The following is a 24428-nucleotide window of genomic DNA, read 5'->3' as shown; positions in this document are numbered from 1 at the left end:
ACCGGGTCCGTTCGATGGCGTCGAGACCCGCCAGGTGCTCCGCGGAAGGCGCCGGTTCCGGCGCCTCGGCCGCGTCGGCCGCATTGCCGGGTCGGCAGCCCCGCCCCCACGTCCAGGAACTGCCGGATACCCGCGCCCGTGGTGAGCTCGGTCACGGCCCGCCGTACGAAGTCCCTGTTGTGCCGGACGTCGAGGTGCCCCCGTGGATTGGCCGCCAGCGCCATGGCCGCGGCCTCCCGGTCGGCGGGAAAGTTGTCCGTGCCACCGAGGAACACGTCGTACACCCGGGCCGGATGCGCCTTCGTCGTATCGATGCGCCTCATGAGCCCGGCGGAGTCCGTTCCGGCGTTCGGCCCGAAGCCGGGGGCAGGTGCGTCGGGGCCCATATGACCCTCCTCGTAAGGTCGTTGATGCGATCACATGCGATCGGGACCGGTCGGCCTTCAACCTGGACCGGTCAGCAATCCCGGACGAGGCACTTCCCGGCCACCGCCCGGTCCGGCTCATCGCCCCGCACACTGTCGGTCCGCCCGGTTAGCCTCTGTGGAGTGTCCTCACGTATCACCGATCCCGAGCAGCTCAAGGAGCTCCTCGGGATCCCCTTCACCCCGGAGCAGACGGCCTGCATCACCGCGCCGCCCGCCCCGCAGGTGATCGTGGCCGGAGCCGGGTCCGGGAAGACCACGGTGATGGCGGCGCGCGTGGTGTGGCTGGTCGGGACCGGAGAGGTCGCCCCCGAGCAGGTCCTCGGGCTCACGTTCACGAACAAGGCGGCGGGCGAGCTCTCCGAGCGCGTCCGCAAGGCCCTCGTCGCCGCCGGGGTCACCGATCCGGACGTCATCGACCCGGACAACCCCCCGGGCGAGCCCAGCATCTCCACGTACCACGCCTTCGCCGGACGGCTCCTCACCGAGCACGGACTGCGGATAGGACTCGAACCCACCACCCGCCTCCTCGCCGACGCCACCCGCTACCAGCTGGCCGCCCGCGTGCTGCGCGAGGCCCCCGGCCCCTACCCGGCCCTGACCAGGTCGTTCCCCACCCTGGTCAGCGATCTGCTGGCACTCGACGCCGAACTCGCCGAGCATCTCGTCCGCCCCGAACAGCTCGCGGAGTACGACACCGAGCTCCTCCGTACGCTCGCATCGGCCCGGCTCACCAACGCCGAGCTGCGCAAGATCCCAGAGACCGCCGAAGCCCGCCGCGAGCTCCTCTCGCTGACCCGGCGCTACCGGGACGCCAAGCGCAGCCGCGACCTCCTCGACTTCGGCGACCAGATCGCGCTCTCCGCCGAGCTCGCCCTCACCCGCCCCGAGGTCGGCGCGATCCTGCGCGACGAGTACCGGGTCGTCCTGCTCGACGAGTACCAGGACACCTCGGTCGCCCAGCGGCTGCTGCTCTCCGCCCTCTTCGGCAGCGGCCCCGACGGCACCGCGTCCGGGCACGCCGTCACCGCCGTCGGCGACCCCTGCCAGGCGATCTACGGCTGGCGCGGCGCCTCCGTCGCCAATCTCGACGACTTCCCGCGCCACTTCCCGCACGCCGACGGCACCCCCGCCACCCGGTACTCCCTCAGCGAGAACCGCCGCAGCGGCGGTCGCCTGCTGCACCTGGCCAACGGGCTCGCCGAGCCGCTGCGCGCCATGCACGAGGGCGTCGAGGCACTGCGCCCTGCCCCTGGCGCCGAGCGCGACGGCATCGTCCGCTGCGTCCTCCTGCGTACCCACACCGAAGAGATCGACTGGCTCGCCGACTCGATCGCCCATCTCGTCCGGACCGGGAAGGCACCCGGTGAGATCGCCGTCCTGTGCCGCACCGCCGGGGACTTCCCGGAGATCCAGGCCGCGCTCGTCGCCCGTGACATCCCGGTCGAGGTCGTCGGCCTCTCCGGGCTGCTGCACCTGCCCGAGGTCGCCGACCTCGTCGCGGTGTGTGAAGTCCTCCAGGACCCCGGTGCGAACGCCTCCCTGGTCCGGCTGCTCACCGGCCCCCGCTGGCGGATCGGCCCGCGCGACCTGGCGCTCCTCGGCCGCCGCGCCCGCCTCCTCGTCCACCACGCCGTCCACGCCGACGACGAGGACTTCGACCCGGACCGCCGGCTCGCCGAAGCCGTCGAAGGCATCGACCCGGCCGAGGTCATCTCGCTCGCCGACGCCCTCGACACGTTCCTCGAATCGAGCGGTACGGAGGACGACGGGCTGCCGTTCTCCACCGATGCCCGCATCCGCTTCGCCCGCCTCGCCACCGAACTGCGCGACCTGCGCCGCTCGCTGGCCGACCCCCTCATGGACGTCCTGCACCGCGTCCTCGCCACCACCGGCCTCGAAGTCGAACTCTCCGCGTCGCCGCAGGCCCTGGCCGCCCGCCGCCGGGAGACCCTCGCCAACTTCCTGGACGTGGCGGCCCGCTTCGCCTCCGTCGACAGCGAGGCCACGCTCCTGGCGTTCCTCGGCTTCCTGCGCACCGCCGTCCAGTACGAGAAGGGCCTGGACAACGCGCTGCCCGGCGGTGAGAACACCGTCAAGGTCCTGACCGCCCACAAGTCCAAGGGTCTGGAGTGGGACGTCGTCGCCGTGCCCGGCCTGGTCGCCGGCCAGTTCCCCAGCGGCCAGTCCCGCGACGCCTGGACCTCCCAGTCCAAGGTCCTCCCGCACGCCCTGCGCGGCGACGCGGCCACGCTCCCCGTCGTCCACACCTGGGACGCCCAGGGGCTCAAGGGCTTCAAAGCGGAGATGAAGGAGCATCAGCACACCGAGGAGCTGCGCCTCGGATACGTCACCTTCACCCGGCCCCGCACCCTGCTGCTCGGCTCCGGCCACTGGTGGGGCCCGTCCCAGAAGAAGCCGCGCGGACCGTCCGACTTTCTGCAGGCGCTGTACGAGCACTGTGCGGCCGGACACGGCGAGATCGAGGCCTGGGAGGACGAGCCGGCCGAGGACGAGGAGAACCCGGCACTGGCGGCCACTGCGGCCGCCGACCACGCCTGGCCGCTGCCCCTGGACGACACGGCACTCGCCCGCCGCCGGGCGGCCGCGGACACGGTGCTGGCTCATCTGGAGAAGTCGGCGACGGCGGGGAGCGACTTGGTGCCGGGGGCGTATCCCGCCGCACTGGACGACGACGCGTTCCCGTTCCCCTTCCCGGACGAGGACCCGTACGCCGACGAGGGCCCGTACCCGGACGACGAGGCCGCGGACTGGGACGCCTGGTCGACCGAACCCCCCGCGGCCCCGGGGCCTGCACCACATGCCCCCAACCCGTACGTCCCCGCGGCCCGCACCCCCTCACGGCTCACCCCGGAGGAGTCCCGCACCCTCGCCTCCTGGGACCGGGACCTCGACGCGCTCGCCGGTGAGCTGCGCCGCGCCCGCGCCACTGTGCGCGAGGTCCTCGTGCCCGCCTCGCTCTCCGCCACGCAGCTGCTGCGTCTCGCCGACGACCCCGACGGCTTCGCCCAGGAACTGGCCCGCCCCATGCCCCGCCCGCCCGCTCCGGCAGCCCGCCGCGGCACCCGGTTCCACGCCTGGGTGGAGGCCCGCTTCGAGGAGCTGCCGCTGCCCATGCTCGGCCCCGACGAGCTGCCCGGCGGCGACGAGAGCGACGCCGACATCGCGGACGAGCGCGACCTCGCTGCGCTCAAGGAGGCCTTCGAGCGCACCCCCTACGCCCAACGCACCCCGTACCGCGTCGAGACACCGTTCCGGATCACCCTCGCGGGCCGGGTGATCCGCGGCCGGATCGACGCCGTGTACCGCAACGAGGGCCCCGACGGTTACACGTACGAGATCGTCGACTGGAAGACGACCCGCAATGTGCCCAGCAGCCGCGAAGGCACCTCGGGCACCCCTGCCGCGGACCCGCTCCAGCTCGCCGTCTACCGCCTCGCCTGGGCCGAACTGCACGACATACCACTCGACTCCGTCACCACCACCTTCCTGTTCGTCCGCAGCGGGGAAGCCGTCCGTCCCGACCACCTGCCGGGCCGTGCCGAGCTGGAGCAGCTCCTCCTGGACGAGCCACCTCCGATGGGCCGATAGGCTCAAGACCATGAGCGACACCCCGGACAGCGCCGTCCGTACGTACACCGAGCAGCACCGCACAGCCTTCCTCGACGACCTCGCCGAGTGGCTGCGGATCCCCTCCGTCTCCGCCCAGCCGGAGCACGACGGAGACGTACGACGCAGCGCCGAGTGGCTGTCCGCCAAGCTCAAGGAGACCGGCTTCCCGGTCACGGAGATCTGGGAGACCGCAGGCGCGCCCGCGGTCTTCGCCGAGTGGCCGTCCGACGACCCGGACGCTCCGACCGTCCTCGTCTACGGGCACCACGACGTGCAGCCCGCAGCCCGGGAGGACGGCTGGGACACCGATCCGTTCGAACCGGTGATCCGGGACGGCCGGATGTACGGGCGCGGCGCGGCCGACGACAAGGGCCAGGTGTTCTTCCACACCCTCGGCGTCCGGGCCCACCTCGTCACCACCGGCCGCACCACCCCCGCCGTACACCTCAAGCTCCTCGTCGAGGGCGAGGAGGAGTCCGGCTCCCCGCACTTCCGCAACCTGGTCGAGCAGCAGGCGGCGCGTCTGGCGGCGGACGCCGTGATCGTCTCCGACACCGGCATGTGGGACGAGACGACCCCGACGGTCTGCACGGGCATGCGCGGCCTCGCCGAGTGCGAGATCGAGCTGTACGGCCCCGAGCAGGACATCCACTCCGGATCGTTCGGCGGCGCCGTCCCCAATCCGGCGACCGCCGTGGCCCGCCTCGTCGCCGCGCTGCACGACGCGGACGGACGGGTCGCGATCCCCGGCTTCTACGACGGCGTGAGGGAACTCACCGACACCGAGCGCGCCCTCTTCGCCGAGCTCCCCTTCGACGAGGACACCTGGCTGCGCACCGCCAAGTCGCAGGCCACGACGGGCGAGGCCGGCTACTCCACGCTGGAACGCATCTGGGCCCGCCCCACCGCCGAGGTCAATGGCATCGGCGGCGGCTACCAGGGCGCCGGAAGCAAGACCATCATTCCGTCCTCCGCCCTGGTGAAGATCAGCTTCCGGCTGGTCGCCGGCCAGGACCCCGACCACGTCCAGCAGGCCGTCCGCGTCTGGGCCGAGGCGCAGTTCCCGGCCGGCATCCGCCACCGGATCACCTTCGCCCCCGCCACCCGTCCCTGCCTGACCCCGCTGGACCACCCCGCCCTGCAGGCCGTGGCCCGAGCCATGGGACGGGCCTTCGGCCAGAAGATCCTCTTCACCCGCGAAGGAGGCTCGGGACCCGCCGCCGACCTGCAGGACGTGCTCGGCGCACCCGTCCTCTTCCTGGGCATCTCCGTACCGTCCGACGGCTGGCACGCCCCCAACGAGAAGGTCGAACTCGATCTCCTGCTCAAGGGCGTGGAGACCACCGCCCACCTGTGGGGCGAGCTGTCGGCCGCACTCCGCTGAATCCTCTGAACACCCGAACCGTCCCGGGGGAGTAGGAAGCACCTGTGAGCACCTTCGACAACGCGACAGACCGGCCCATCGGTCTCACCGCGCCCAGCGGCATCGACCGCGCCGCGCACCACCGCCTCGACGAGGCCTGGCTCTCCGCCGCCTGGAGCCACCCGACCACCCGCGTCTTCGTGGTCTCGGGCGGGCAGGTGCTGATCGACGACACGGCCGACGGCGGTACGGAGATCGTCATGACCCCGGCCTTCGAGGCCCCGGTCACCGAGACCCACCGCTACTTCCTCGGCACCGACGAGGACGGCGTCAGCTACTTCGCGCTCCAGAAGGACTCCCTGCCCGGCCGCATGGACCAGCCGGCCCGCCCGGCCGGCCTGCGCGAGGCCGGACTGCTGCTCGGCCCTCGCGACGCGGGGCTGATGGTGCACGCGGTGGCGCTGGAGAACTGGCAGCGGCTGCACCGCTTCTGCTCCCGCTGCGGCGAACGCACGGTCATCGCGGCGGCCGGCCACATCCGTCGCTGCCAGGCCTGCGGCGCCGAGCACTACCCGCGCACCGACCCCGCGGTGATCATGCTGGTCACGGACGACCAGGACCGTGCTCTGCTGGGCCGTCAGGTGCACTGGCCGGAAGGCCGCTTCTCGACGCTCGCGGGCTTCGTCGAGCCGGGGGAGTCGATCGAGCAGTCCGTGGCCCGCGAGGTGTTCGAGGAGGCGGGCGTCACGGTCGGCGAGGTCGAGTACATCGCCAGCCAGCCCTGGCCGTTCCCGTCGAGCCTGATGCTCGGTTTCATGGCCCGGGCCACCTCGTCGGAGATCAATGTGGACGGCGAGGAGATCGAGGAGGCCCGCTGGTTCTCCCGCGAGGACCTGACGGCGGCCTTCGAGTCGGGCGAGGTCCTGCCGCCGTTCGGCATCTCGATCGCGGCACGTCTGATCGAACTCTGGTACGGCAAGCCGCTCCCGAGGCCGGGCAGCGTCGGCTGACGCGCGCTGCTCGGCGCGCGACCGGGGCGTGCGTGGCCCGGTCGCGCCTTCAGGACCGCGCCGGTTTCTCCCCCGAAGAGACGACGGCGCACTAATCTGGCCCCGGGCCGTGACTGGCGCTGAGGTGGAGCACCACCGGGGAGCGGTCCGACGAGACTCTCGACAACCGTCGATGCCGTGCGCCTGGGCGACACACCGTGATCCTCGCGATCCTCGTGACACCCAGGAGCGAAACGTGGCCCAGATCCAGACAGCCCGTCCGATGGACGGCACCGCCCTCGCCCGCAGGATCATCGAAACCAGCGCGGCGACGGCAGCCGAACTCCGGCTGCGCACCGGGAAGGCACCCTGCCTGGCGACGGTGCTGGTCGGGGAAGACCCGGCCTCGGTGACCTACGTCCGGATGAAGCGTCGCCGGTGCGAGAGCGCAGGCATCGAGTCGCGGCACGTGGCCCTTCCTGCCACCTCCACCACACAGGATGTGGTCGACGCGGTCACCGCACTGTCGGCCGACCCCGGTGTCCACGGCATCCTGCTCCAGCACCCTGTGGGACCGCACATCGACGAACGCGCCGCCTTCGAAGCGATCGATCCGGCCAAGGACGTCGACGGGGTCACCATGCACTCGTTCGCGACGATGAGTTTCGGCCTGCCCGGCTTCGTCTCCTGCACGCCCGGCGGAATCATCCGCCTGCTGGACGAGTACGACGTCGACCTCGTGGGAAAGCAGGCGGTCGTCGTGGGGCGCAGCGCCATCCTCGGCAAGCCCGCCGGGATGCTTCTGCTCGGCCGGGACGCCACCGTGACGTACTGCCACTCACGGACGGCCGACCTCTCGTCGATCGTGCGGGAGGCGGATGTCCTCCTCGCCGCGGTCGGCAAGCCGCGTTTCATCGCCGGTGCGGACATCAAGCCGGGCGCCGTGGTGATCGACGCCGGCTACAACGAGGGCAACGTCGGCGACGTCGACTTCGAGACAGCTGCCGAGCGGGCACGGCTGATCACCCCGGTGCCGGGCGGTGTCGGACCGATGACCATCGCGATGCTTCTCGAGCAGACAGTCGCGGCGGCGGCCCGGCAGCTCGGCGTCGCGGCGGCGTGACCCGAGCCCGGCTTCCGGGTACGCGAACGCCCGCCGTCCTCCGGGGCGACCGGAAGGCAGCGGGCGTTCACGCGGGCTCTTGGTGCCGGCTCTTCGTGCGGGCTCTTAGCCCTGGCACTTCGCGCCGGCGCGAAGAGCGCAAGCGCGCGCGATCAGACGCCGATCTTCTGCTTCACCTGGGCCAGCGAGGGGTTCGTCAGCGTCGAACCGTCCGAGAAGAGCACGGTCGGAACGGTCTGGTTGCCCCCGTTGGCCTTCTCGACGAAGGCCGCGGACTCCGGGTCCTGCTCGATGTTGATCTCGTTGTACGTGATGCCCTCGCGGTCCATCTGGCCCTTGAGCCGACGGCAGTAACCGCACCACGTGGTGCTGTACATCGTCACAGTGCCCGGCATGTTTTCCCGCTCCTCTGTCTCGTTCGTCTCGTCACGTTGCGTTGCCGCGTCTGGCGGAAAAGCTGGAAAGGTGCCCCCCGCAGGGAGTGGAACGTACGTGACCTGGCCGCCATTCCCGCAGCCGCCCCTGCATTAATACGACGGATACCGCCCCCCTGTGGACAACTTCCGCGTCCGCCTCTCCCGACCTGGCAGCATGGCGGGGTGACATCAGCAACGCATTCCTCTCTCTTCCCCCGGGTCCCCGAGTCGGCGGACGCCGTGCTCGACGGGCTGGACCCCGAGCAGCGCGAGGTCGCCCTGGCCCTGCACGGTCCGGTGTGTGTGCTGGCCGGAGCCGGTACGGGCAAGACGCGAGCGATCACGCACCGCATCGCGTACGGGGTGCGTGCCGGGATACTTCAGCCGACGAGTGTGCTGGCTGTCACGTTCACCAACCGGGCCGCGGGCGAGATGCGGGGCAGGCTGCGCCAGCTCGGCGCGGCAGGGGTGCAGGCGCGGACGTTCCACTCCGCCGCCCTGCGACAGCTCCAGTACTTCTGGCCGAAAGCAGTCGGTGGTGATCTGCCGCGGCTGGTGGAGCGCAAGGTCCAGCTGGTCGCCGAAGCAGCCGCCCGTTGCCGCATCCGGCTCGACCGCAACGAGCTGCGGGACGTCACCAGCGAGATCGAGTGGGCGAAGGTCACCCAGACCGTGCCCGCCGACTACCCGGCCGTGGTCGCCAAGACCCAGCGGGACGCCCCGCGCGATCCGGCCGAGATCTCCCAGATCTACGCGATGTACGAGCAGCTGAAGCGCGACCGCTCGGTGATCGACTTCGAGGATGTGCTGCTGCTCACCGTCGCGATCCTCCAGGACCGCCATGACATCGCCGACCATGTCCGCCGCCAGTACCAGCACTTCGTGGTCGACGAGTACCAGGACGTCAGCCCGCTCCAGCAGCGACTCCTCGACCTATGGCTCGGCGACCGGGACAACCTGTGCGTCGTCGGGGACGCCGGTCAGACGATCTACTCGTTCACCGGGGCCACCCCCGACCACCTGCTGAATTTCCGCACCCGCCACCCGAACGCGACCGTGGTCAAGCTGGTTCGGGACTACCGCTCCACGCCCCAGGTCGTCCATCTCGCCAACGGCGTGCTCGGCCAGGCCCGCGGCCGCGCCGCCGAGCACCGGCTCGAACTGGTCTCGCAGCGGGAGCAGGGGCCGGAGCCGGCCTATACGGAGTACGCGGACGAGCCCGCCGAGGCCGAGGGCACCGCCCGCCGGATCCGCGATCTGATCGCTGCGGGCGTCCCGGCCGGCGAGATCGCCGTGCTCTACCGGGTCAACTCCCAGTCCGAGGTGTATGAGCAGGCCCTGTCCGACGCGGGCGTGCCGTACCAGCTGAGGGGAGCGGAGCGCTTCTTCGAGCGCGCGGAGGTACGGGAGGCGGGCGTCGCCCTGCGCGGCGCCGCCCGTGCCGGGGGCAACGACTCGTTGCTCGACGACGCGGAGGGGCTGCCCTCGCAGGTGCGGGCGGTGCTCTCCACCAAGGGATGGACCACGGAGCCGCCCGCCGGCTCCGGGGCGGTGCGCGACCGATGGGAGTCCCTGGCCGCCCTGGTCCGGCTGGCCGAGGACTTCGAACAGGCCAAGCCGGGGGCGACGCTCTCCGACCTGGTGGCGGAGCTGGACGAGCGGGCGGCAGCCCAGCACGCCCCCACGGTCCAGGGAGTCACGCTGGCGTCACTGCACTCGGCGAAGGGCCTGGAGTGGGACGCCGTGTTCCTGGTCGGGCTGACCGAGGGCATGATGCCGATCACGTACGCCAAGACCGACGAGCAGATCGAGGAGGAGCGCCGGCTGCTGTACGTCGGCGTCACCCGAGCACGCTTCCATCTCTCGTTGTCCTGGTCGCTGTCCCGGTCGCCCGGCAGCCGCGGCGGACGGCGCCCGAGCCGCTTCCTGAACGGGCTGCGCCCCGGCTCGGCGGCGCTCGGCGGCGGCCGCGGCGCGGCCGGCACCGTGGGAAGCGCCGGGGGAGGCATCGAGCGGCCGGCGGTGGCCAAGCGCAGGCGCCGTGGCCCCGCCCTGTGTCGGGTCTGCGGCAAGACTCTCACCGACGCGGGCGAGATGAAGCTGATGCGCTGTGAGGACTGCCCCTCCGACATGGACGAGGCGCTCTACGAACGGCTGCGCGACTGGCGCGCGGAACAGGCCAAGGAGATCGGCCAGCCGGCCTACTGCGTGTTCACCGACAAGACGCTGATCGCGATCGCGGAGGCGGTCCCGGGCAGCGACGGTGAACTGGCGGGAATCTCCGGGGTCGGTGTCCGGAAGTTGGACCGGTTCGGCGCCGCCGTGCTGGCCATATGCGCAGGCCAGGATCCAGACGAGGGGCTCGGAGGAGACGACGACGAGGTGTGAGAAAAACTCGTCGAAAAAATAGTTTGCGCCCGCCCCAGTCATCACCATAGGTTCTTAACCACGGGAACAGCGACTTCTCTGAAGCCCTCACCCCGTGCTGTACTTATCCGAATACGCAGGACCGGCAGGCCCGGTCCCCCCGAGACGCCGAGAGGAGGCGATTGTCGTGATCAGCATCATCGAGACCAACAAAATGACCGATCTGTCGGTCGTCTCCGCCTGCTCGCTCGGCCTCGCCTGCTCTTCGGAATCTTCGCTGCGTGGCACCGGTCTGTCCGGCATTTCCGCCGTCAGCCCGCTGTCCCTGGCGAGCCTCCCCGTGCGGGAGCGCAATGAGCGACCGACCCAGGCACCGACGGCAGCAGTAGCGAAGGGACAGGCCAAGGCGGCCTATGCCTTTGCGGCAGTCGGTGCCGGAGCCGAGCAGCAGACGACGCACCACCACAAGATGTGGGCCTTCCGTGGGCCTGAACCCTGGAGCGATCCAGCCTGATGGACCATCAGGCCGGCGCCTTCAGGGCCGCGGAACCCCACTCGGGATCCGCGGCCCTTTTGTTTTGTCCAAACGGACGACACAGCGAAAAGGCGCCTCGGGACAAGCAGCACCCGGTACCAGCAGCCACCCGGCCGACCGGCCGGAACGACCAGACGAGGACACCACCACCGTGCAACTCGAAGCGCACGCCCCGTCCGTACCGCCTTCCGAAACGATCCCCCCGCCCGGCCTCACGGAGGACTCCACCTTGATCCCCCTCACTGCGCTCACCGCGCTCGACGACGCCATCGAGAACCTCGGCGTGCCCGTCCCCTGCCGCTCCTACGACCCGGAGGTCTTCTTCGCCGAGTCGCCGGCCGATGTCGAGTACGCCAAGTCCCTCTGCCGCACCTGCCCGCTCGTCGAGGCCTGCCTCGCCGGCGCCAAGGAGCGCCGCGAGCCGTGGGGTGTCTGGGGTGGCGAGCTCTTCATCCAGGGCGTCGTCGTCGCTCGCAAGCGGCCGCGTGGCCGTCCGCGCAAGAACCCGGTCGCGGCGTGATCGCCGGCCTGGAGGTCACGGCCCCCAAACCCATGAAGCGCATCGGAACCATCGACCGTCCCCGAACCCACGATCCCCGAAATCAGGCACCAATGTCCGTCCCCACGAATGAGCCCGTCGGCTCCGCAACACCGAACGTCACAAGCATCGGCGCGAACGACTCGCGTCAGAACAGGACCCGTGAAATGCAACTCATCCCAGAAGCTCTGGCTCGTGCGCATATGCACGACCGCCTGAGGGAAGCCGACGCGGAGCGCCAGGCCGTGCGCCTGGTCTCCGCCCGGCGGATGCAGCGCCGGGCGGAGCGCGCTTCGATGCGCGCCCGCCGCGCGCTGGCCATGGCGGTCATGCACTAGTCAGGCCGAAGAACCGCTCCACCCGCTGCCGGACAGCCGCTCTGCCCGGCAGCGATCAGTACCTCGTGTCAGTACCCCTTCCGCGGGGCCGGTCCGAACGGACCGGCCCCGCGGTCGTGCTGTGTGGTGACGTGCCGCGCGGCGGGGACGGAGTTATCGTCACGAGGTGAACGAGGAGACTCATCACCCCGCACAACCGGGCGCGCATGTCGTGGTGTGCGCCCGGTGCGGCACCGCCGCCGACAGCGAGTACGCGCCGCCGACCTGGGTCTGCTCCGTGGAGAACGGCAGACGCCAGTACTTCTGTGACAACTGCGCCCGCAGCCATATCAGGGCGATCGAAGGCCGCCTCGACTCGCCCTGGTGGTGACAGGCCCGCCCCGGCCCGGTCCCGGGACCTATGCCTCGGCTGCCGCGTCGCCCACCCGTTGCTCCTGCTCAGGCAGGTCCGCGATCGGCAGGTCCTCGACGGACAGATCCTCGATCGGCAGGAACCCAGGGACCCAGGACTCCAGTTCGTCCCGCAGCCGCACCGTCGCACCCAGCTGACACAGCACTCCGATCGTGCTCAGCGTCACCCGGTGTATGAGCAGATAGGCGGGCGGCAGGTTCAGCTGCTTGCCCAGCTGATGGGCGGGGGAGCGGAGATCCGCTATCCGAGCCGCTTGATTGCGCATCCAGCTCCGGGTGAAGGTGAACTCCTCCACCTGCGCCGGCTCGATGATCGGCAGCAGATAGTCGAGTACCGCATTCGGGTCCAGGTCGATCGACTCCTTGACGAAGCCTTCCTCGCGCAGCAGTTCGTACACCGCTTCGGCGTCACCCGCCAGCGTGAGCCGCAACGAGTCCCCGATGGGCTGCGGCAGACCGCCCGGCAGCCGGTCCACCGTGCCGAAGTCCAGCACCCCGAGCCGCCACTGCCCGGCCTCGCCGTCCTCGGTTCCCGCAGGCAGCAGCCGGAAGTTGCCCGGATGCGGGTCCGCGTGGAGCAGGCCCGTGCGCGCCGGACCCGAGAACAGGAATCGGGCCAGCAGCTGGCCCGCACGGTCCCGCTGCTCCTGCGTGCCGTCAGTGATCACCTCGGAGAGCGGCACACCGTCGATCCACTCCGTCACCAGCACCTGGTCCGACTGGTGCACCACACCCGGGATCACCACATCGGGATCGTCCGCGAACTCCTCGGCGTGCTCCTGCTGGGACCGCGCCTCCAGTTCGTAGTCCAGCTCCTCCGACACGCGGTCGCGCAGCTCCGCGATGAGCGGTTTGATGTCCATCCCGGGGATCAGCGGGCCGAGCATCCGGGCGAAACGACTGAGTTGGGTGAGATCCGAGAGCAGGGCCTCCCCGGCGCCCGGATACTGCACCTTCACCGCGACCTCGCGCCCGTCGTGCCAGACCGCCCGGTGCACCTGCCCGATCGAGGCGGCGGCCGACGGCTTGTCCTCGAATTCGAGGAACAGCTCCCGCCAGTCCTCACCGAGCCGCTCCGCCAGCACCCCGTGGACGGTGCGGGTCGGCATGGGGGGCGCCGCTTCCTGCAGTTTGGTGAGCGCCGCCCGGTACGGCCCGGCAACCTCCTCGGGCAGCGCCGACTCGAAGACGGACAGGGCCTGACCGAGTTTCATGGCACCCCCCTTCAGCTCCCCCAGTGTCTTGAACAGCTGGTCCGCCGTGCGCTGCTGGAGCTCGCGGGCCACTATCTCCGCAGACCTGCCGCCGATCCGCTTGCCCAGACCCCACGTGGCCCGGCCGGCGAAGCCGAGGGGCAGTGCGGCCAACTTGGCGGTACGGGTGACCGCTTTCCGGGGTAGATCAGACATACGCCCCTCCAAATCCCAGACTGCCTTGCCGCGTGCGGCGGTTACCCGGCCATTGTGTCCTGCGTCGTGCCGAGCCCAGAGGGGCGCTCCCCCTCAGTGTGCCCACCCGCCCCGCAGGAACAGTCGAGGTGCGCCCCGACCTGCTCCGACCTCCAGTCCAACAGCGGCAGAGCAGCCTCCCACCTGACCCCCGTGCTCGCGGGCAGTTCGCCGTCCAGAAAAGTCAGCGCATGGGCTGCGGCGAGACCGGCCACCGCTGTCGCGAGCCCCAGGTCGCACGCCTGCACGGCATTGCGTCGCCCGGACCGCCACTGCGTCAGCATCCTTGGCCACTGCGGATCCCGGTCCGTGCGGGTCAGCGCCAGGCATCCCGCGCAGCCCGTACCCCCGGGCAAAACCAGGGGGCCGACCACACCGGTGGCCTCGATCACCCCGGCATAGAGATGGGGAATGCCCGACGCGATCCACGGTTCGGCGGCGCGGGGGTCGGGGGCGTACACCGCGAGACCGTCCCGAGGGGCGACCACGACCAACGACAGCGCGGGCCCACCACTCGCAGCTGGGCCACCCGCTGACATGCCACCCGCCGCGGCGTCCGCCGTCCCCGTCGCCCGCGAAGTGGAGCCGACGGCCGAGCGGCGGACCAACTGCCGGGCTGCGGTGTCCCTGCGCTCTCCGACCGCCGCTGCCGGAAGGCCGCCCGGCGCGATGTCGGAGGGCTCGGTGACTCCGCCGTCCAGGACCTCGACCCGGCCCACTCCGGACCCGGACAGAACCGCGGCGATCGCCGCACCGACCCGGCCGGCGCCTCTCACCTGGACCCGCATCGCACGGCGGGCCGCCAGCCTGCGCATCCCGCCGCCCGGTTCGGGGTGGATGACCGAGAGCGACGCGAGGTCGGGGCGCTGCCGCTCCAGGACGTCGGCCCGGTTCCGTAACGCTGCGGCTTCCGGGCCGCCGGCCCGTACGTCGTCGATCAGACCCGCGTTCGCCAAGCGCCCCACCAGTGTGTCCACTTGATGATCCGAGAGATCCAGGGCCCGTGCCTCTTCGCGCAGCAGCGGCAGGCCGCGCGTTCCGTCGAGCAGTTCCAGGAAACTTCCGGTGGCGATATCCACCGGGCCGAGCTTCACCGCGTGAGCGGGTGTCACTCCGAATTGCACGGTGTCCCTGCCGCGCCAGGCGCGGCGCAGTGCGGGTTTCAACATCGGATGCATGGTCTCCCCCGGTCTCTGTCCGTCGTGCTGTCCAGCGTCGGTGCGGTCTGTGTGCGATCTCTGTGTGATCTCTCTGCGGTCGCTCTGCGGTCTCTGTGTGCGGGGCGTGGCCGGAGCTTCGTGAGATCCGTTGCCAGAATGCAGGCACGCGTCGAAACGTGCAGAAAGTTATCCACAGGCAGGGGCATTAGTCGTTCAAATGGTGCATGCCATGGAGTGGATCAAGCGTCAACCGCCCTGGGGGCGGGACTTCCCCCACTGACAGCGGGTAACGTCGTGGCGTGCCCGCCGACCCGTCACCCGGCTTCGCCGGCGAGACCCCCGCGCGCAGCGCCGGACATGATCAGCGCAGCGCGGCCAGCCATCCGCCCCGCGTCTCGGCGACGAGCGCGGTCGAGGTCCGCAGGAGCAGCCGCCGCAGCAGAACGGTCTCCGCGTACCGGGATGGCGACCGCACCATCGTGCTGATCCCCGCCCGGATGTCGGAGGCGGAGGAGCAGCGCTGGGTGAGCGTGATGCTCGACAAACTCGCCGCCCAGGAGAGCAAGCGCATCCTCGGTGACAGCGAACTCGCCGAGCGTGCCGAGCGGTTGTCCGACCTGTATTTCGACGGCCGGGCCAGACCCGTGTCGGTGCGGTGGGTGACCAATCAGAACACCCGATGGGGGTCCTGTACACCGGCGGAGGGCAGCATCCGTCTGTCGCACCGATTGCAGGGCATGCCGGAGTACGTCGTCGACTACGTGCTCGTCCATGAACTCGCGCATCTCCTGGTCCCCGGTCATGGTCCGCGGTTCTGGCGGCTGCTGGAGGCGTACCCGCGGACCGAGCGGGCTCGCGGCTACCTCGAAGGAGTGGTGGCGGCCGACCGGCTGCCGCATCTGCCGGCTGCCCGAAGCGAGTGACGTTCGGTGATTCTGTACCGGGTGTGTACCGACTCAGCTCAATGTCGGAGTTTGCGGCTAGCCTGGCGCGACGCATTCACATTCGGGATGGGGGACGGTCGTTACGCATGGCAAGGGAATTCCAACGCGGCCACAAGGCCAAGATCAGCGATCTCACGCCGGGGACGGACCTGTACGTAGGTATGCAGATCTCCGGCCCGGGACTGACCTTTGACATCAGCTGCTTCGGCCTCGATGTCAATGAGCAGCTCTCCGACGACCGGTATTTCATCTTCTTCAATCAGCCGAAGTCACCCGAGGAGTCCATTCAGCTCCTTGGCGCCCAGGCCGGTGACACCGAGTCGTTCCGCGTCACTCTGGACCGCATTCCGGCGAACATCCACAAGCTGTCGTTCACCGCGACCATCGACGGTGCGGGGCAGATGTCGCAGGTCGGTCCTGGGTACATCCGGATCGTCGCGGGTGGCGAGGAAGTCGTCAGGTACGCCTTCACCGGCTCCGAGTTCACCACCGAGCGTGCGGTGATGCTGGGCGACTTCTATCTGAAGGACGTCTGGCGGTTCGCGGCCGTCGGCCAGGGCTTCGACGGTGGCCTCGACGCGCTGCTGAAGAACTTCGGCGGTGAGGTCGCCGAGGAGGCGCCCGCCGCGCCGCAGCAGCAGGCAGCCGCCCCGTCGTTCGCCCCGCCGCCGCAGGCGACCGGCCCGGCCCCGTCCTTCGGTGCTCCGGCCACCCCGCAGGCCTCCCAAGTTCCGCAACCCGCCCCGTCCTTCGGGGCCCCGGCCGCGCAGGCCCCCACCCCGCAGCAGCAGATGCATGCCGCGCCGACGATCGCGGCGCCGATGGCGCCGATGGGTGGCACCGTGCCACCGCCCGCGCCCGCCCCGGCTCCGTACGGACAGCCGGGCCAGCCGCCCCAGCAGCCGCAGTTCGGACAGGTCCCGGGCCAGCCCGTGCCCGCCGCCCCCTACGGGCAGCAGGCTCCGGCTCCGTACGGGCAGCAGCCCCCCGGCATGCCCCAGGGCGTACCGCAAGGGGTGCCGCAGGCGGCCGGCGCCGGCCTGCAGGCCGCGCTCCAGCCGTACAAGGAGACGGCCACCGGCCAGCGTTGGACCCCGCAGAACCAGCAGCTCATGCGGGTCGACCTCACCATGGGCGGTACGCCGGTACTCGCCCGCCAGGGCTCCATGGTGATGTACCAGGGCAAGGTCGACTTCAGCTACAAGGGCGCCGGTTTCGCCGGCCGCATCGTCGGCAACGCTACCGGCCAGGAGATGCAGCTGATGCGCTGTACCGGCCGCGGGCAGGTCTTCCTCGCCGAGGACGGCTCCCATCTGCACGCCATCGAGCTCCAGGGCGACGGTATCTGCGTCTCGGCGGAGAGCGTTCTCGCCTTCGACGAGTCGCTGCAGCACGAGGTCCGCAGGATCGAGGGCCACGGCATCCCCGGTGGCGCCCTGTTCACCATGCAGTTCCAGGGCACCGGGACGGTCATCGTCAAGACCCACGGGGTTCCCGTCGTCCTGCCGGTCACGCCGACCACGTTCGCCGACTGCAACGCCATCGTGGCCTGGTCGTCGGCGTCCCAGGTGATCATCTCCAGCCAGGTCCGACTGCGCCGCAACGCGTACCCCGGGCACAGCGGAGAGACCGTGAACCTCCAGTTCCGGGGAGCGCCCGGCAACTTCATCGTCGTCCAGCCCTACGAGGTCTGAGGGAGCCCGTCATGAACCAGCAACTCGCGGGCTTCGCCCCGACCCCCGTCACGGCCCGGATGGAGAACCACGGCCGCACGATGCTCAAGGTCGCCATGGCCACCGGCCAGGACCTCTATGCGCGTACCGGCTCGATGGTGTCGTACGAGGGCTTCATCCAGTACGAACCGAATCCGCCCGCCGTCCGTCAGATCGCCTCCCAGTGGATCACCGGCGAGGGCGCGCCCCTGATGAAGTGCGCCGGTGACGGGCTGCTCTACCTCGCCGACTACGGCGCCGATGTGGTCGTCATCAATCTCAACAACGACTCGCTCTCGGTCAACGGCACCAACGTCCTGGCCTTCGACGGCCACCTCACCTGGGGCGTCGAACGGGTCAAGGGGCTGGCCAAGTTCGCCGGCCAGGGCCTGTGGAACGTCTGCATCGCCGGCACCGGCTGGGTCGCCATCACCTCGCGCGGCACGCCGATCGTCGTGGACTGCGGACGCGGCGACGACGAGACCTACGTCGACCCGGACGCCCTCGTGGCGTGGTCCCCGAACCTCAAGGTGAAGGGCAAGCGCAGCTTCAAGGCCTCGTCGCTCATCGGGCGCGGGAGCGGCGAGGCGTACCAGATGGCGTTCTCCGGCCAGGGCATCGTCGTCGTCCAGCCGAGCGAGGACAGTACGGACCGCCTGCGGATCCGGAACTGAGGGGGAGGGAGAACACACCATGCAGAGTCCGCTTTTCAGCTACACGGAACAGCAGTCCCAGGAGCGGTACACCGTGCAGAACCCGCAGCTCCTGCGGGTCTCGCTGACCGGTCGCGACGACGTCCTCGCCCGCAAGGGCGCCATGGTCGCCTACCAGGGACTGATGGAGTTCGACGGCGAGTACCAGTCGCACGGGCAGCGCCGCGCCCGCGCGACCACCGGTGAGGGCCTCGACCTGATGCGCTGCTCCGGGCAGGGCACCGTCTACCTCGCCAACCTGGCGCAGTACGTCCACGTCGTGGACGTCGACCACGACGGCATGACGGTGGACAGCGCCTACGTCCTGGCGCTCGACTCGTCGCTGCACACCGAGGTCATCGCCGTGGACAGCCAGTACGGCATCTCGGGCACCGGCAAGTACCAGCTCAACATCTCCGGCACCGGCAAGGTCGCCCTGATGACCTCGGGCCAGCCGCTGATGATGCAGGTCACACCCGACAAGTACGTCAACGTCGACGCCGATGCGATCGTCGCCTGGTCCAGCTCGCTGCGGGTGCAGATGCAGGCCCAGACGCACTCCTCCGGGGTCTGGCGGCGGCGCGGCAACACCGGCGAGGGCTGGGAGCTGAGCTTCCTCGGACAGGGCTTCGCCCTGGTCCAGCCCAGCGAGGTGCTGCCCCCGCAGAGCGCCCAGATCGGACAGGGCCTGCGCGCCCAGTACGGCATGGGCCAGCAGGGAGCGCACGGCCAGAACCAGAACAACGCCTGGAACTGAGCCGCACCGCATGGACACGGGTAAGGGGCGGCCTCCTGGGAGGCCGCCCCTTACCCGTTTCGGTCCGTTACGGCTGCCGGCCGTTCTCCAGGGCCGCACGTGTGCGCGCGACCAGGCGTACGACCGAGGCGTCGGCCACCTCGGCCACCTCGTCGTACGGGAACCAGTGCAGATCCAGCGACTCGTCGCTGATCTGCGCCGTGGCGCCCGACGGAGCCAGTGCCGCGTACTGCACATCGAGATGCCAGTGACAGGGTGCCGGGATCGCATGCCGGTCCAGCACCACCGGGCCGCCCGACAGCAGGGTCAGACCGCTGATGCCGGACTCCTCGGTGGCTTCACGCAGCGCCGCGGCAGCCAGCGTCTCGTCCTCGGGCTCGCAGTGCCCGCCCATCTGCAGCCACATCTGCAGCTTCCGGTGCAGCGTCAGCAGAACCCGGCCGCGCTCCGGATCGACGACCAGCGCGCTGGCCGTCAGATGCCCGGCCCCGCAGGCCTTCCACATGCCGTCCGGGTGCCGCGACAGATGGTCCAGATAGACCTGGCGCAGCTGCTCCTGGTCGGGGTCGGCCGATGACTCGTACTTCTTCAGTACGAGGACTGCGTCGTCGTACAGGCTCACTGGTCGGTGTCGTCCTTGCTGTCGCTGCCGCCCTTGCCGTCCGCGTCGCCCCGGTCACCGGTGTCGCGCTGGTCGTCCGCGGGCGTCTGGGTACCCTTCGCGGCCTCGCCGAGCATCTTGTCCAGCTCGGAGAAGTCCAGCTGCTCGTGGTGCACGAACCCGTCCGGGTCGTCCAGGTCACCGGCGGTCGGCAGCATGTCCGGGTGCGCCCAGAGCGCGTCACGACCGTCGAGACCGCGTGCGTCCGTGAGCGACGCCCACAGCCGCGAGGCGTCCCGCAGCCGCCGAGGCCGCAGCTGGAGGCCGATCAGGGTGGCGAAGGTCTGCTCGGCCGGACCACCGGAGGCGCGCCGCCTGCGCATCGTCTCGCGCAGTGCGTCGGCCGACGTCAGCCGGGCCTTCGCGGCCTCGTGCACCACCGCGTCGACCCAGCCCTCGACCAGCGCGAGCGCCGTCTCCAGCCGGGCCAGCGCGGCCTTCTGCTCCGGCGTGTCCTCCGGCTGGAACATGCCCTGCTGAAGGGCGTCCTGCAGCTGCTCGGGCTGCGACGGGTCGAACTGGCCGACCACGTCCTCCAGCTTGCTGGTGTCGACCTTGATGCCGCGCGCGTACCCCTCGACCGCGCCGAACAGGTGCGAGCGCAGCCACGGCACATGGGCGAAGAGCCGCTGGTGGGCGGCCTCACGCAGGGCGAGATACAGCCGCACCTCGTCCTGCGGCACGCTCAGGTCCTTGCCGAATCTCTCGACGTTCAGCGGGAGCAGCGCGGCCTTTCCGGCCGGGCCCAGCGGCAGCCCGATATCGGTCGAGCCGACGACCTCGCCCGCCAGCACGCCCACGGCCTGCCCGATCTGCTGGCCGAACATCGCGCCGCCCATCGACCGCATCATGCCGATCAGCGGGCCCGCCATCGCCTGCATCTCCTCGGGCAGCACATCGCCCATGGCGAGGCCGACGCGCTCAGCCACCGGGTCGACCAGCTTCTGCCAGGCGGGGAGGGACGCCTCGACCCACTCCGCACGGCTCCACGCCACGGTCGAGACGGAACCGGACGGCAGCGACGTCACGCCGTCCAGCCAGAGGTCGGCCAGCCGCAGCGCCTCGTCGACCGCGGCCCGCTCCGAAGGACCGACGCTCGCGTCCTTCGTGCCGTCCGGGGTGCCCTGGGCGACCGTCTGGCGGGCGACCTGCTTGGCCATGTCCCAGTTCACGGGACCGCCCTCGTAGCTCAGCATCTGGCCGAGCTGCTGGAAGGCGGCTCCCAGGTCGTTCGGGTTCATCGTGCCGAACATCGCCGCGAACGGGTTGTCTCCGCCCGCGCCCGGCCCGAAGCCGAACGGGTTCGCAGGCCCGCCCGAACCCTGCCCACCTCCGGCGGGGTCCTTCTTCTTGCCCTCGTCGCCGTCTTCCGGCTCCTCCGGCGGAAGGCCGAATCCGAATGGGGTGTCACTCACGGGTTTCCTCGGCTCGTAGGGCCGCCGGCTCGAACCGACGGCGACTGCCCGACATCACCATCCAGCGTAGACACCAAGCCCGCTCGGGGCCTCAGTGCTCCGCCGACTCCCGGCCTGCGGCAGGATGGACGCCACCTGGTACGTACGCGTCATTCGGGTACGTACTGAAGACAACCGCTGGAGACGCCCGGTGAGTTCCCCAGATCCTCAGGTTCGCGCAGCGCGAAACCTGGCCGACCTTTCGCCCGAGAGCAAACCCTCGAAGAGCCGCTCCAAGAGCCGCGGCCCCGTCGTCGCGGTCACCGGTGCCGCGACCGGCGTCGGTGAGCTGCTCACCGCGCGCCTCGCGGCTTCCGAGGAGATCAAGCAGGTCATCGCCATCGACGAGCGCCGCGGCGAGGTCTCCGAGGCGATCTGGCACATCCTCGACGTACGGGATCCCGCCATTGCCGAGAAGCTGCGCGGCGCGGACGTCGTCGTCCATCTGGCACTCGATCTCGACCTGGAGACCGACCCCGCCGCCCGTACCGCGTACAACGTCCGCGGCACCCAGACCGTGCTGACGGCCGCCGCGGCCGTCGGGGTCCACCGGGTCGTGCTCTGCACCTCGGCGATGGTCTACGGGGCGCTTCCCGACAACGACATCCCGCTCGCCGAGGACGCCGAACTGCGTGCCACGGCGGAGGCCACCGGCGTCGGCGACCTCCTGGAGATCGAACGGCTCGGGCGTCGCGCACCCCGCGCCCATCCCGGCCTCAATGTGACCGTGGTCCGCCCCACTGTCCTGGTCGGCGGTACGGACACGGCGCTGACCCGCTACTTCGAGTCGCCGCGCCTCCTGGTCGTCGCCGGATCGCGCCCCACATGGCAGTTCTGCCATGTCGACGACCTGGTCACGGCCCTGGAGTACGCCGCGCTGGAGAAGATCGACGGAGAGTTCGCGGTCGGCTGCGACGGCTGGCTGGAACAGCAGGAGGTCGAGGAGCTCAGTGGCGTCCGCCGGATGGAACTGCCCTCCGCGGTCGCCCTCGGCGCCGCCGCCCGGCTGCACCGGATCGGCCTCACCCCGTCTCCGGCGGGAGATCTCGCGTACACGATGCACCCCTGGGTGGTCAGCGTGAGCCGTCTGCACGACGCCGGCTGGCGTCCCGGGTGGACCAACGAGGAAGTGCTCGCCGCCCTCCTCGAAGAGGTCGAGGGCCGCCACACCGTCGCGGGGCGCAGGCTCGGCCGCAAGGACGCCACCGCGGCCGGCGCCGCCGGTGCGACCGTGGCGCTGCTCGGCACCGCCGCCCTGGTCCGCCGTGCCCGCAAGGCCCGCCGCCGCATCTGAGACGTGTCCGGACGCGGTGTGTCCGGGCAGGTCCGGGCCGGGCGCCGCGGTGGCTGTAGGAGGCTCCAAGGTGGCCGGCGGCCCGCCGGTGGAAAGCGCTATTCCGCGATGTCGGTGCCGTGCGGCACCATGGGCGCCATGGCACCCATCCATGACCACCCCGGTGAGCAGGCGGCGCAGGACCCGATCCGGCTGCTGGAGATCCGGGACACCCCGCTGTCCGTCGACGAGATCTTCCGCGCCGCCGGGGACGACGCAGCGGGAGGCACGGCGCTCTTCGTCGGCACGGTGCGCAATCACGACGGCGGCCAGGACGTCGGCGGGCTCGGCTACTCCTGCCATCCGTCGGCGCAGGACGAGATGCGCCGGGTGGCCGAGAAGGTCGTCGCCGAGTTCCCGGTCCGGGCACTGGCCGCCGTCCATCGTGTGGGTGAACTGGAGGTCGGGGACCTGGCCGTGGTCGTCGCCGTCTCCTGCCCGCACCGTGCGGAGGCATTCGCGGCGTGTCGCAAGCTCATCGACGACCTCAAGCACGAGGTTCCGATCTGGAAGCACCAGCGGTTCTCCGACGGTACGGAGGAGTGGGTGGGCGCCTGCTGAGCGCAAACCGGACCGGCGACATCCGCCCCGATTTGCGTAACCGCACCCCTGCCGTGAGCGTTGGATCTGCAGAAGACTAATCTGCTGATCGGTTCGTTGCGGTCGCTCATGGCGTGGGGAGGTAGTGATGGCAGCACTCGCCTGGTTGCTGATTCCGCTTTTCGCTGCTCTCGGTGCTGCGATATGGGGAAGCTGGGCCGCCCGTAATCGCACGACCGGTGATGTCACCGAACTCGCCGGATATGCCCGGTTCCGTGAAGCGATGGAGAGAACCGACTCCGGTTCCGACGCTGCCTGACGCACCACCGAACGTACGCAGTCGCCAATCCTCATCCCGGCGCCGACACCCCCGCCACTCGGCACAGCACGACGCCCGGCCCTCCGCCCCGTACGGACCGGCCCCGGCGGTGCACTGAGAGACCCTTCCCGTACTGTCGTTCCATGCCACGCCGCACCGCGACGATGCTCGCCTCCACGCTGATCCTCATCGCGCTGCTCTGCGCAGGCGTGCTGATCCCAGTGCCGTATTCGGAGATGTCTCCCGGGCCGACCGTGAACACGCTCGGCAAGGTCGACGGCGAGCCGGTCCTGCAGATCTCCGGGCATCCGACGTACAAGACGTCCGGCAATCTCAACATGACGACGGTCAGGGTCACCGGCGCCGACTACAACATGAACCTCGTAGAGGCCGTCTACGGCTGGCTGGCCCACGACGGCGTGGTCGTTCCGCACGACACGCTGTACCCGGGTGGCCAGACCGAGGAGCAGTCGACGCAGGAGAACGCCGAGGAGTTCAGCCAGTCCCAGGAGAGCGCCAAGGTCGCCGCCCTGACCGAACTGGGCATCCCGGTGACGTCGCGCGTCGTGGTCTCCACGGTGATCAAGGACAGCCCCGCGCAGGGCAAGCTGCACGCCGGTGATGTGATCAAGGCGGTCGACGGTACGGCGGTCAAGCAGCCCGAGGACGTCGCGAAGCTCGTCACCAAGCACAAGCCGGGGGAGAACGTCACCTTCACGGTGATCCCGGCCAAGACGGCGGCAGCGGCCGAGAAGGCCGGCAAGCAGCCCGAGGGCACCGAGAAGATCACCATCAAGACGAAGAAGGCACCCAAGGAGAACCGGGCGATCGTCGGAATCCAGGCCGGGACGGACCACACGTTCCCGTTCGAGATCGACATCAAGCTCGCCGATGTCGGCGGCCCGAGCGCGGGCCTGATGTTCTCCCTGGGCATCGTCGACAAGCTCACGCCCGGTCAGCTGACCGGCGGCAAGTTCATCGCGGGCACCGGCACCATCGACGACCAGGGCAAGGTCGGCCCGATCGGCGGCATCAACATGAAGCTGGTCGGCGCGCGCGACGCGGGCGCCAGGTACTTCCTGACGCCGGGCGACAACTGCAAGGCCGCCGCCTCCGACACCCCCAGCGGGCTCACCCTGGTCAAGGTGAAGACGATCGACGACGCGAAGAAGTCGCTGGAGAAGATCCGCGCGGGCGACACGGCCGGCCTGCCGAGCTGCTCGGCAGGCTGACCGCGCCGCCCTTGGCGGGGGAGCGGGCGGTACCGCCC

22 protein-coding genes, 1 pseudogene and 1 riboswitch are annotated in these 24428 nt (G+C 70.4%); of the genes and pseudogenes, 17 read left to right on the top strand and 6 right to left on the bottom strand.

Annotated features, from left to right (window positions below):
- Positions 1–83 precede the first annotated feature (83 nt).
- Positions 84–323: pseudogene (locus OHA03_RS07930) on the bottom strand (SAM-dependent methyltransferase); the annotation flags it as partial.
- Between the two features lie 225 nt (positions 324–548).
- Here OHA03_RS07930 and OHA03_RS07925 point away from each other — a divergent pair.
- From OHA03_RS07925 to OHA03_RS07910, 4 genes are all read left to right on the top strand, one after another.
- Complete coding sequence (locus OHA03_RS07925) at positions 549–4037, top strand: ATP-dependent DNA helicase (RefSeq protein WP_267002118.1); 3489 nt, start codon at positions 549–551, stop codon at positions 4035–4037.
- Positions 4038–4047: 10 nt separating this feature from the next.
- Positions 4048–5442 (top strand): dipeptidase, encoded by a 1395-nt coding sequence (locus OHA03_RS07920; RefSeq protein ID WP_267002116.1) that lies wholly within the window; start codon positions 4048–4050, stop codon positions 5440–5442.
- A 44-nt stretch (positions 5443–5486) separates the two neighbouring features.
- Positions 5487–6431, top strand: a complete 945-nt coding sequence (gene nudC, locus OHA03_RS07915) for an NAD(+) diphosphatase (protein WP_267002114.1) — start codon at positions 5487–5489, stop codon at positions 6429–6431.
- Between the two features lie 99 nt (positions 6432–6530).
- Positions 6531–6627, top strand: a riboswitch (ZMP/ZTP riboswitch).
- A 39-nt stretch (positions 6628–6666) separates the two neighbouring features.
- Positions 6667–7533: a bifunctional 5,10-methylenetetrahydrofolate dehydrogenase/5,10-methenyltetrahydrofolate cyclohydrolase gene (locus OHA03_RS07910; RefSeq protein WP_323181170.1), complete on the top strand. Its 867-nt coding sequence runs from the start codon at positions 6667–6669 to the stop codon at positions 7531–7533.
- Positions 7534–7685: 152 nt separating this feature from the next.
- On the opposite strand, the gene OHA03_RS07905 is transcribed toward OHA03_RS07910, so the two are convergent.
- Positions 7686–7928: a mycoredoxin gene (locus tag OHA03_RS07905; protein WP_030915506.1), complete on the bottom strand. Its 243-nt coding sequence runs from the start codon at positions 7926–7928 to the stop codon at positions 7686–7688.
- A gap of 204 nt (positions 7929–8132) precedes the next feature.
- On the opposite strand from OHA03_RS07905, the gene OHA03_RS07900 reads away from it, so the two are divergent.
- From OHA03_RS07900 to OHA03_RS07880, 5 genes are all read left to right on the top strand, one after another.
- Complete coding sequence (locus tag OHA03_RS07900; RefSeq protein WP_267002111.1) at positions 8133–10337, top strand: ATP-dependent DNA helicase UvrD2; 2205 nt, start codon at positions 8133–8135, stop codon at positions 10335–10337.
- A gap of 166 nt (positions 10338–10503) precedes the next feature.
- A complete protein-coding gene (locus OHA03_RS07895; protein WP_267002109.1) occupies positions 10504–10830 on the top strand; it encodes a hypothetical protein in 327 nt (108 codons plus the stop codon).
- 172 nt (positions 10831–11002) lie between these two features.
- The gene (locus OHA03_RS07890; RefSeq protein ID WP_030915514.1) at positions 11003–11371 is read left to right on the top strand and encodes a WhiB family transcriptional regulator; all 369 of its coding nucleotides are present in this window, start codon (positions 11003–11005) and stop codon (positions 11369–11371) included.
- 32 nt (positions 11372–11403) lie between these two features.
- Positions 11404–11727: a hypothetical protein gene (locus OHA03_RS07885; protein ID WP_030915517.1), complete on the top strand. Its 324-nt coding sequence runs from the start codon at positions 11404–11406 to the stop codon at positions 11725–11727.
- 166 nt (positions 11728–11893) lie between these two features.
- Positions 11894–12097 (top strand): hypothetical protein, encoded by a 204-nt coding sequence (locus tag OHA03_RS07880; RefSeq protein ID WP_267002107.1) that lies wholly within the window; start codon positions 11894–11896, stop codon positions 12095–12097.
- Positions 12098–12125: 28 nt separating this feature from the next.
- Here OHA03_RS07880 and OHA03_RS07875 read toward each other — a convergent pair whose 3' ends face one another.
- On the bottom strand, positions 12126–13547 hold the full coding sequence (locus OHA03_RS07875; protein WP_267002105.1) for an AarF/ABC1/UbiB kinase family protein: 1422 nt from the start codon (positions 13545–13547) through the stop codon (positions 12126–12128).
- A 41-nt stretch (positions 13548–13588) separates the two neighbouring features.
- Entirely contained in the window at positions 13589–14764 is a 1176-nt protein-coding gene (locus OHA03_RS07870) for a ThiF family adenylyltransferase (RefSeq protein ID WP_267002103.1), read from the bottom strand.
- A 281-nt stretch (positions 14765–15045) separates the two neighbouring features.
- Here OHA03_RS07870 and OHA03_RS07865 point away from each other — a divergent pair, with 281 nt between their 5' ends.
- From OHA03_RS07865 to OHA03_RS07850, 4 genes are all read left to right on the top strand, one after another.
- Positions 15046–15669, top strand: coding sequence for a M48 family metallopeptidase (locus OHA03_RS07865; protein ID WP_267002101.1), 624 nt, complete (start codon positions 15046–15048; stop codon positions 15667–15669).
- Between the two features lie 107 nt (positions 15670–15776).
- Entirely contained in the window at positions 15777–17384 is a 1608-nt protein-coding gene (locus OHA03_RS07860) for a TerD family protein (RefSeq protein ID WP_267002099.1), read from the top strand.
- A gap of 11 nt (positions 17385–17395) precedes the next feature.
- Positions 17396–18076 (top strand): AIM24 family protein, encoded by a 681-nt coding sequence (locus OHA03_RS07855; protein WP_267002097.1) that lies wholly within the window; start codon positions 17396–17398, stop codon positions 18074–18076.
- Positions 18077–18095: 19 nt separating this feature from the next.
- Positions 18096–18851, top strand: coding sequence for an AIM24 family protein (locus tag OHA03_RS07850; RefSeq protein WP_267002095.1), 756 nt, complete (start codon positions 18096–18098; stop codon positions 18849–18851).
- Between the two features lie 67 nt (positions 18852–18918).
- On the opposite strand, the gene OHA03_RS07845 is transcribed toward OHA03_RS07850, so the two are convergent.
- Both OHA03_RS07845 and OHA03_RS07840 read right to left on the bottom strand, forming a co-directional pair.
- Positions 18919–19473 (bottom strand): NUDIX hydrolase, encoded by a 555-nt coding sequence (locus OHA03_RS07845; protein WP_267002093.1) that lies wholly within the window; start codon positions 19471–19473, stop codon positions 18919–18921.
- Entirely contained in the window at positions 19470–20927 is a 1458-nt protein-coding gene (locus OHA03_RS07840; protein ID WP_267002091.1) for a zinc-dependent metalloprotease, read from the bottom strand. Before OHA03_RS07840 ends, OHA03_RS07845 begins: the two co-directional genes overlap by 4 nt.
- Positions 20928–21117: 190 nt before the next feature.
- Here OHA03_RS07840 and OHA03_RS07835 point away from each other — a divergent pair, with 190 nt between their 5' ends.
- From OHA03_RS07835 to OHA03_RS07820, 4 genes are all read left to right on the top strand, one after another.
- A complete protein-coding gene (locus tag OHA03_RS07835) occupies positions 21118–22260 on the top strand; it encodes an SDR family oxidoreductase (RefSeq protein WP_030915547.1) in 1143 nt (380 codons plus the stop codon).
- A 138-nt stretch (positions 22261–22398) separates the two neighbouring features.
- A complete protein-coding gene (locus OHA03_RS07830; RefSeq protein ID WP_267002088.1) occupies positions 22399–22860 on the top strand; it encodes a molybdenum cofactor biosynthesis protein MoaE in 462 nt (153 codons plus the stop codon).
- Positions 22861–22987: 127 nt separating this feature from the next.
- Positions 22988–23158 (top strand): hypothetical protein, encoded by a 171-nt coding sequence (locus tag OHA03_RS07825; protein WP_267002086.1) that lies wholly within the window; start codon positions 22988–22990, stop codon positions 23156–23158.
- Between the two features lie 143 nt (positions 23159–23301).
- Complete coding sequence (locus tag OHA03_RS07820) at positions 23302–24390, top strand: PDZ domain-containing protein (protein WP_267002084.1); 1089 nt, start codon at positions 23302–23304, stop codon at positions 24388–24390.
- The last annotated feature ends 38 nt before the right edge of the window (positions 24391–24428 follow it).

This window comes from Streptomyces sp. NBC_00154, assembly GCF_026342835.1.
Taxonomy (GTDB): Bacteria; Actinomycetota; Actinomycetes; order Streptomycetales; family Streptomycetaceae; genus Streptomyces.
The sequence above is the reverse complement of the archived record's forward strand: the minus strand, read 5'-3'. Positions and strand labels throughout refer to the sequence as shown.

Bases quoted from the DNA above. Each gene is read 5' to 3' on its own strand.
- OHA03_RS07920 (WP_267002116.1), top strand. From the start codon at position 4,048: ATGAGCGACACCCCGGACAGCGCCGTCCGTACGTACACCGAGCAGCAC.
- OHA03_RS07905 (WP_030915506.1), bottom strand. From the start codon at position 7,928: ATGCCGGGCACTGTGACGATGTACAGCACCACGTGGTGCGGTTACTGC.
- OHA03_RS07885 (WP_030915517.1), top strand. From the start codon at position 11,404: ATGAAGCGCATCGGAACCATCGACCGTCCCCGAACCCACGATCCCCGA.
- OHA03_RS07875 (WP_267002105.1), bottom strand. From the start codon at position 13,547: ATGTCTGATCTACCCCGGAAAGCGGTCACCCGTACCGCCAAGTTGGCC.
- OHA03_RS07870 (WP_267002103.1), bottom strand. From the start codon at position 14,764: ATGCATCCGATGTTGAAACCCGCACTGCGCCGCGCCTGGCGCGGCAGG.
- OHA03_RS07860 (WP_267002099.1), top strand. From the start codon at position 15,777: ATGGCAAGGGAATTCCAACGCGGCCACAAGGCCAAGATCAGCGATCTC.
- OHA03_RS07855 (WP_267002097.1), top strand. From the start codon at position 17,396: ATGAACCAGCAACTCGCGGGCTTCGCCCCGACCCCCGTCACGGCCCGG.
- OHA03_RS07850 (WP_267002095.1), top strand. From the start codon at position 18,096: ATGCAGAGTCCGCTTTTCAGCTACACGGAACAGCAGTCCCAGGAGCGG.
- OHA03_RS07830 (WP_267002088.1), top strand. From the start codon at position 22,399: ATGGCACCCATCCATGACCACCCCGGTGAGCAGGCGGCGCAGGACCCG.
- OHA03_RS07825 (WP_267002086.1), top strand. From the start codon at position 22,988: ATGGCAGCACTCGCCTGGTTGCTGATTCCGCTTTTCGCTGCTCTCGGT.
- OHA03_RS07820 (WP_267002084.1), top strand. From the start codon at position 23,302: ATGCCACGCCGCACCGCGACGATGCTCGCCTCCACGCTGATCCTCATC.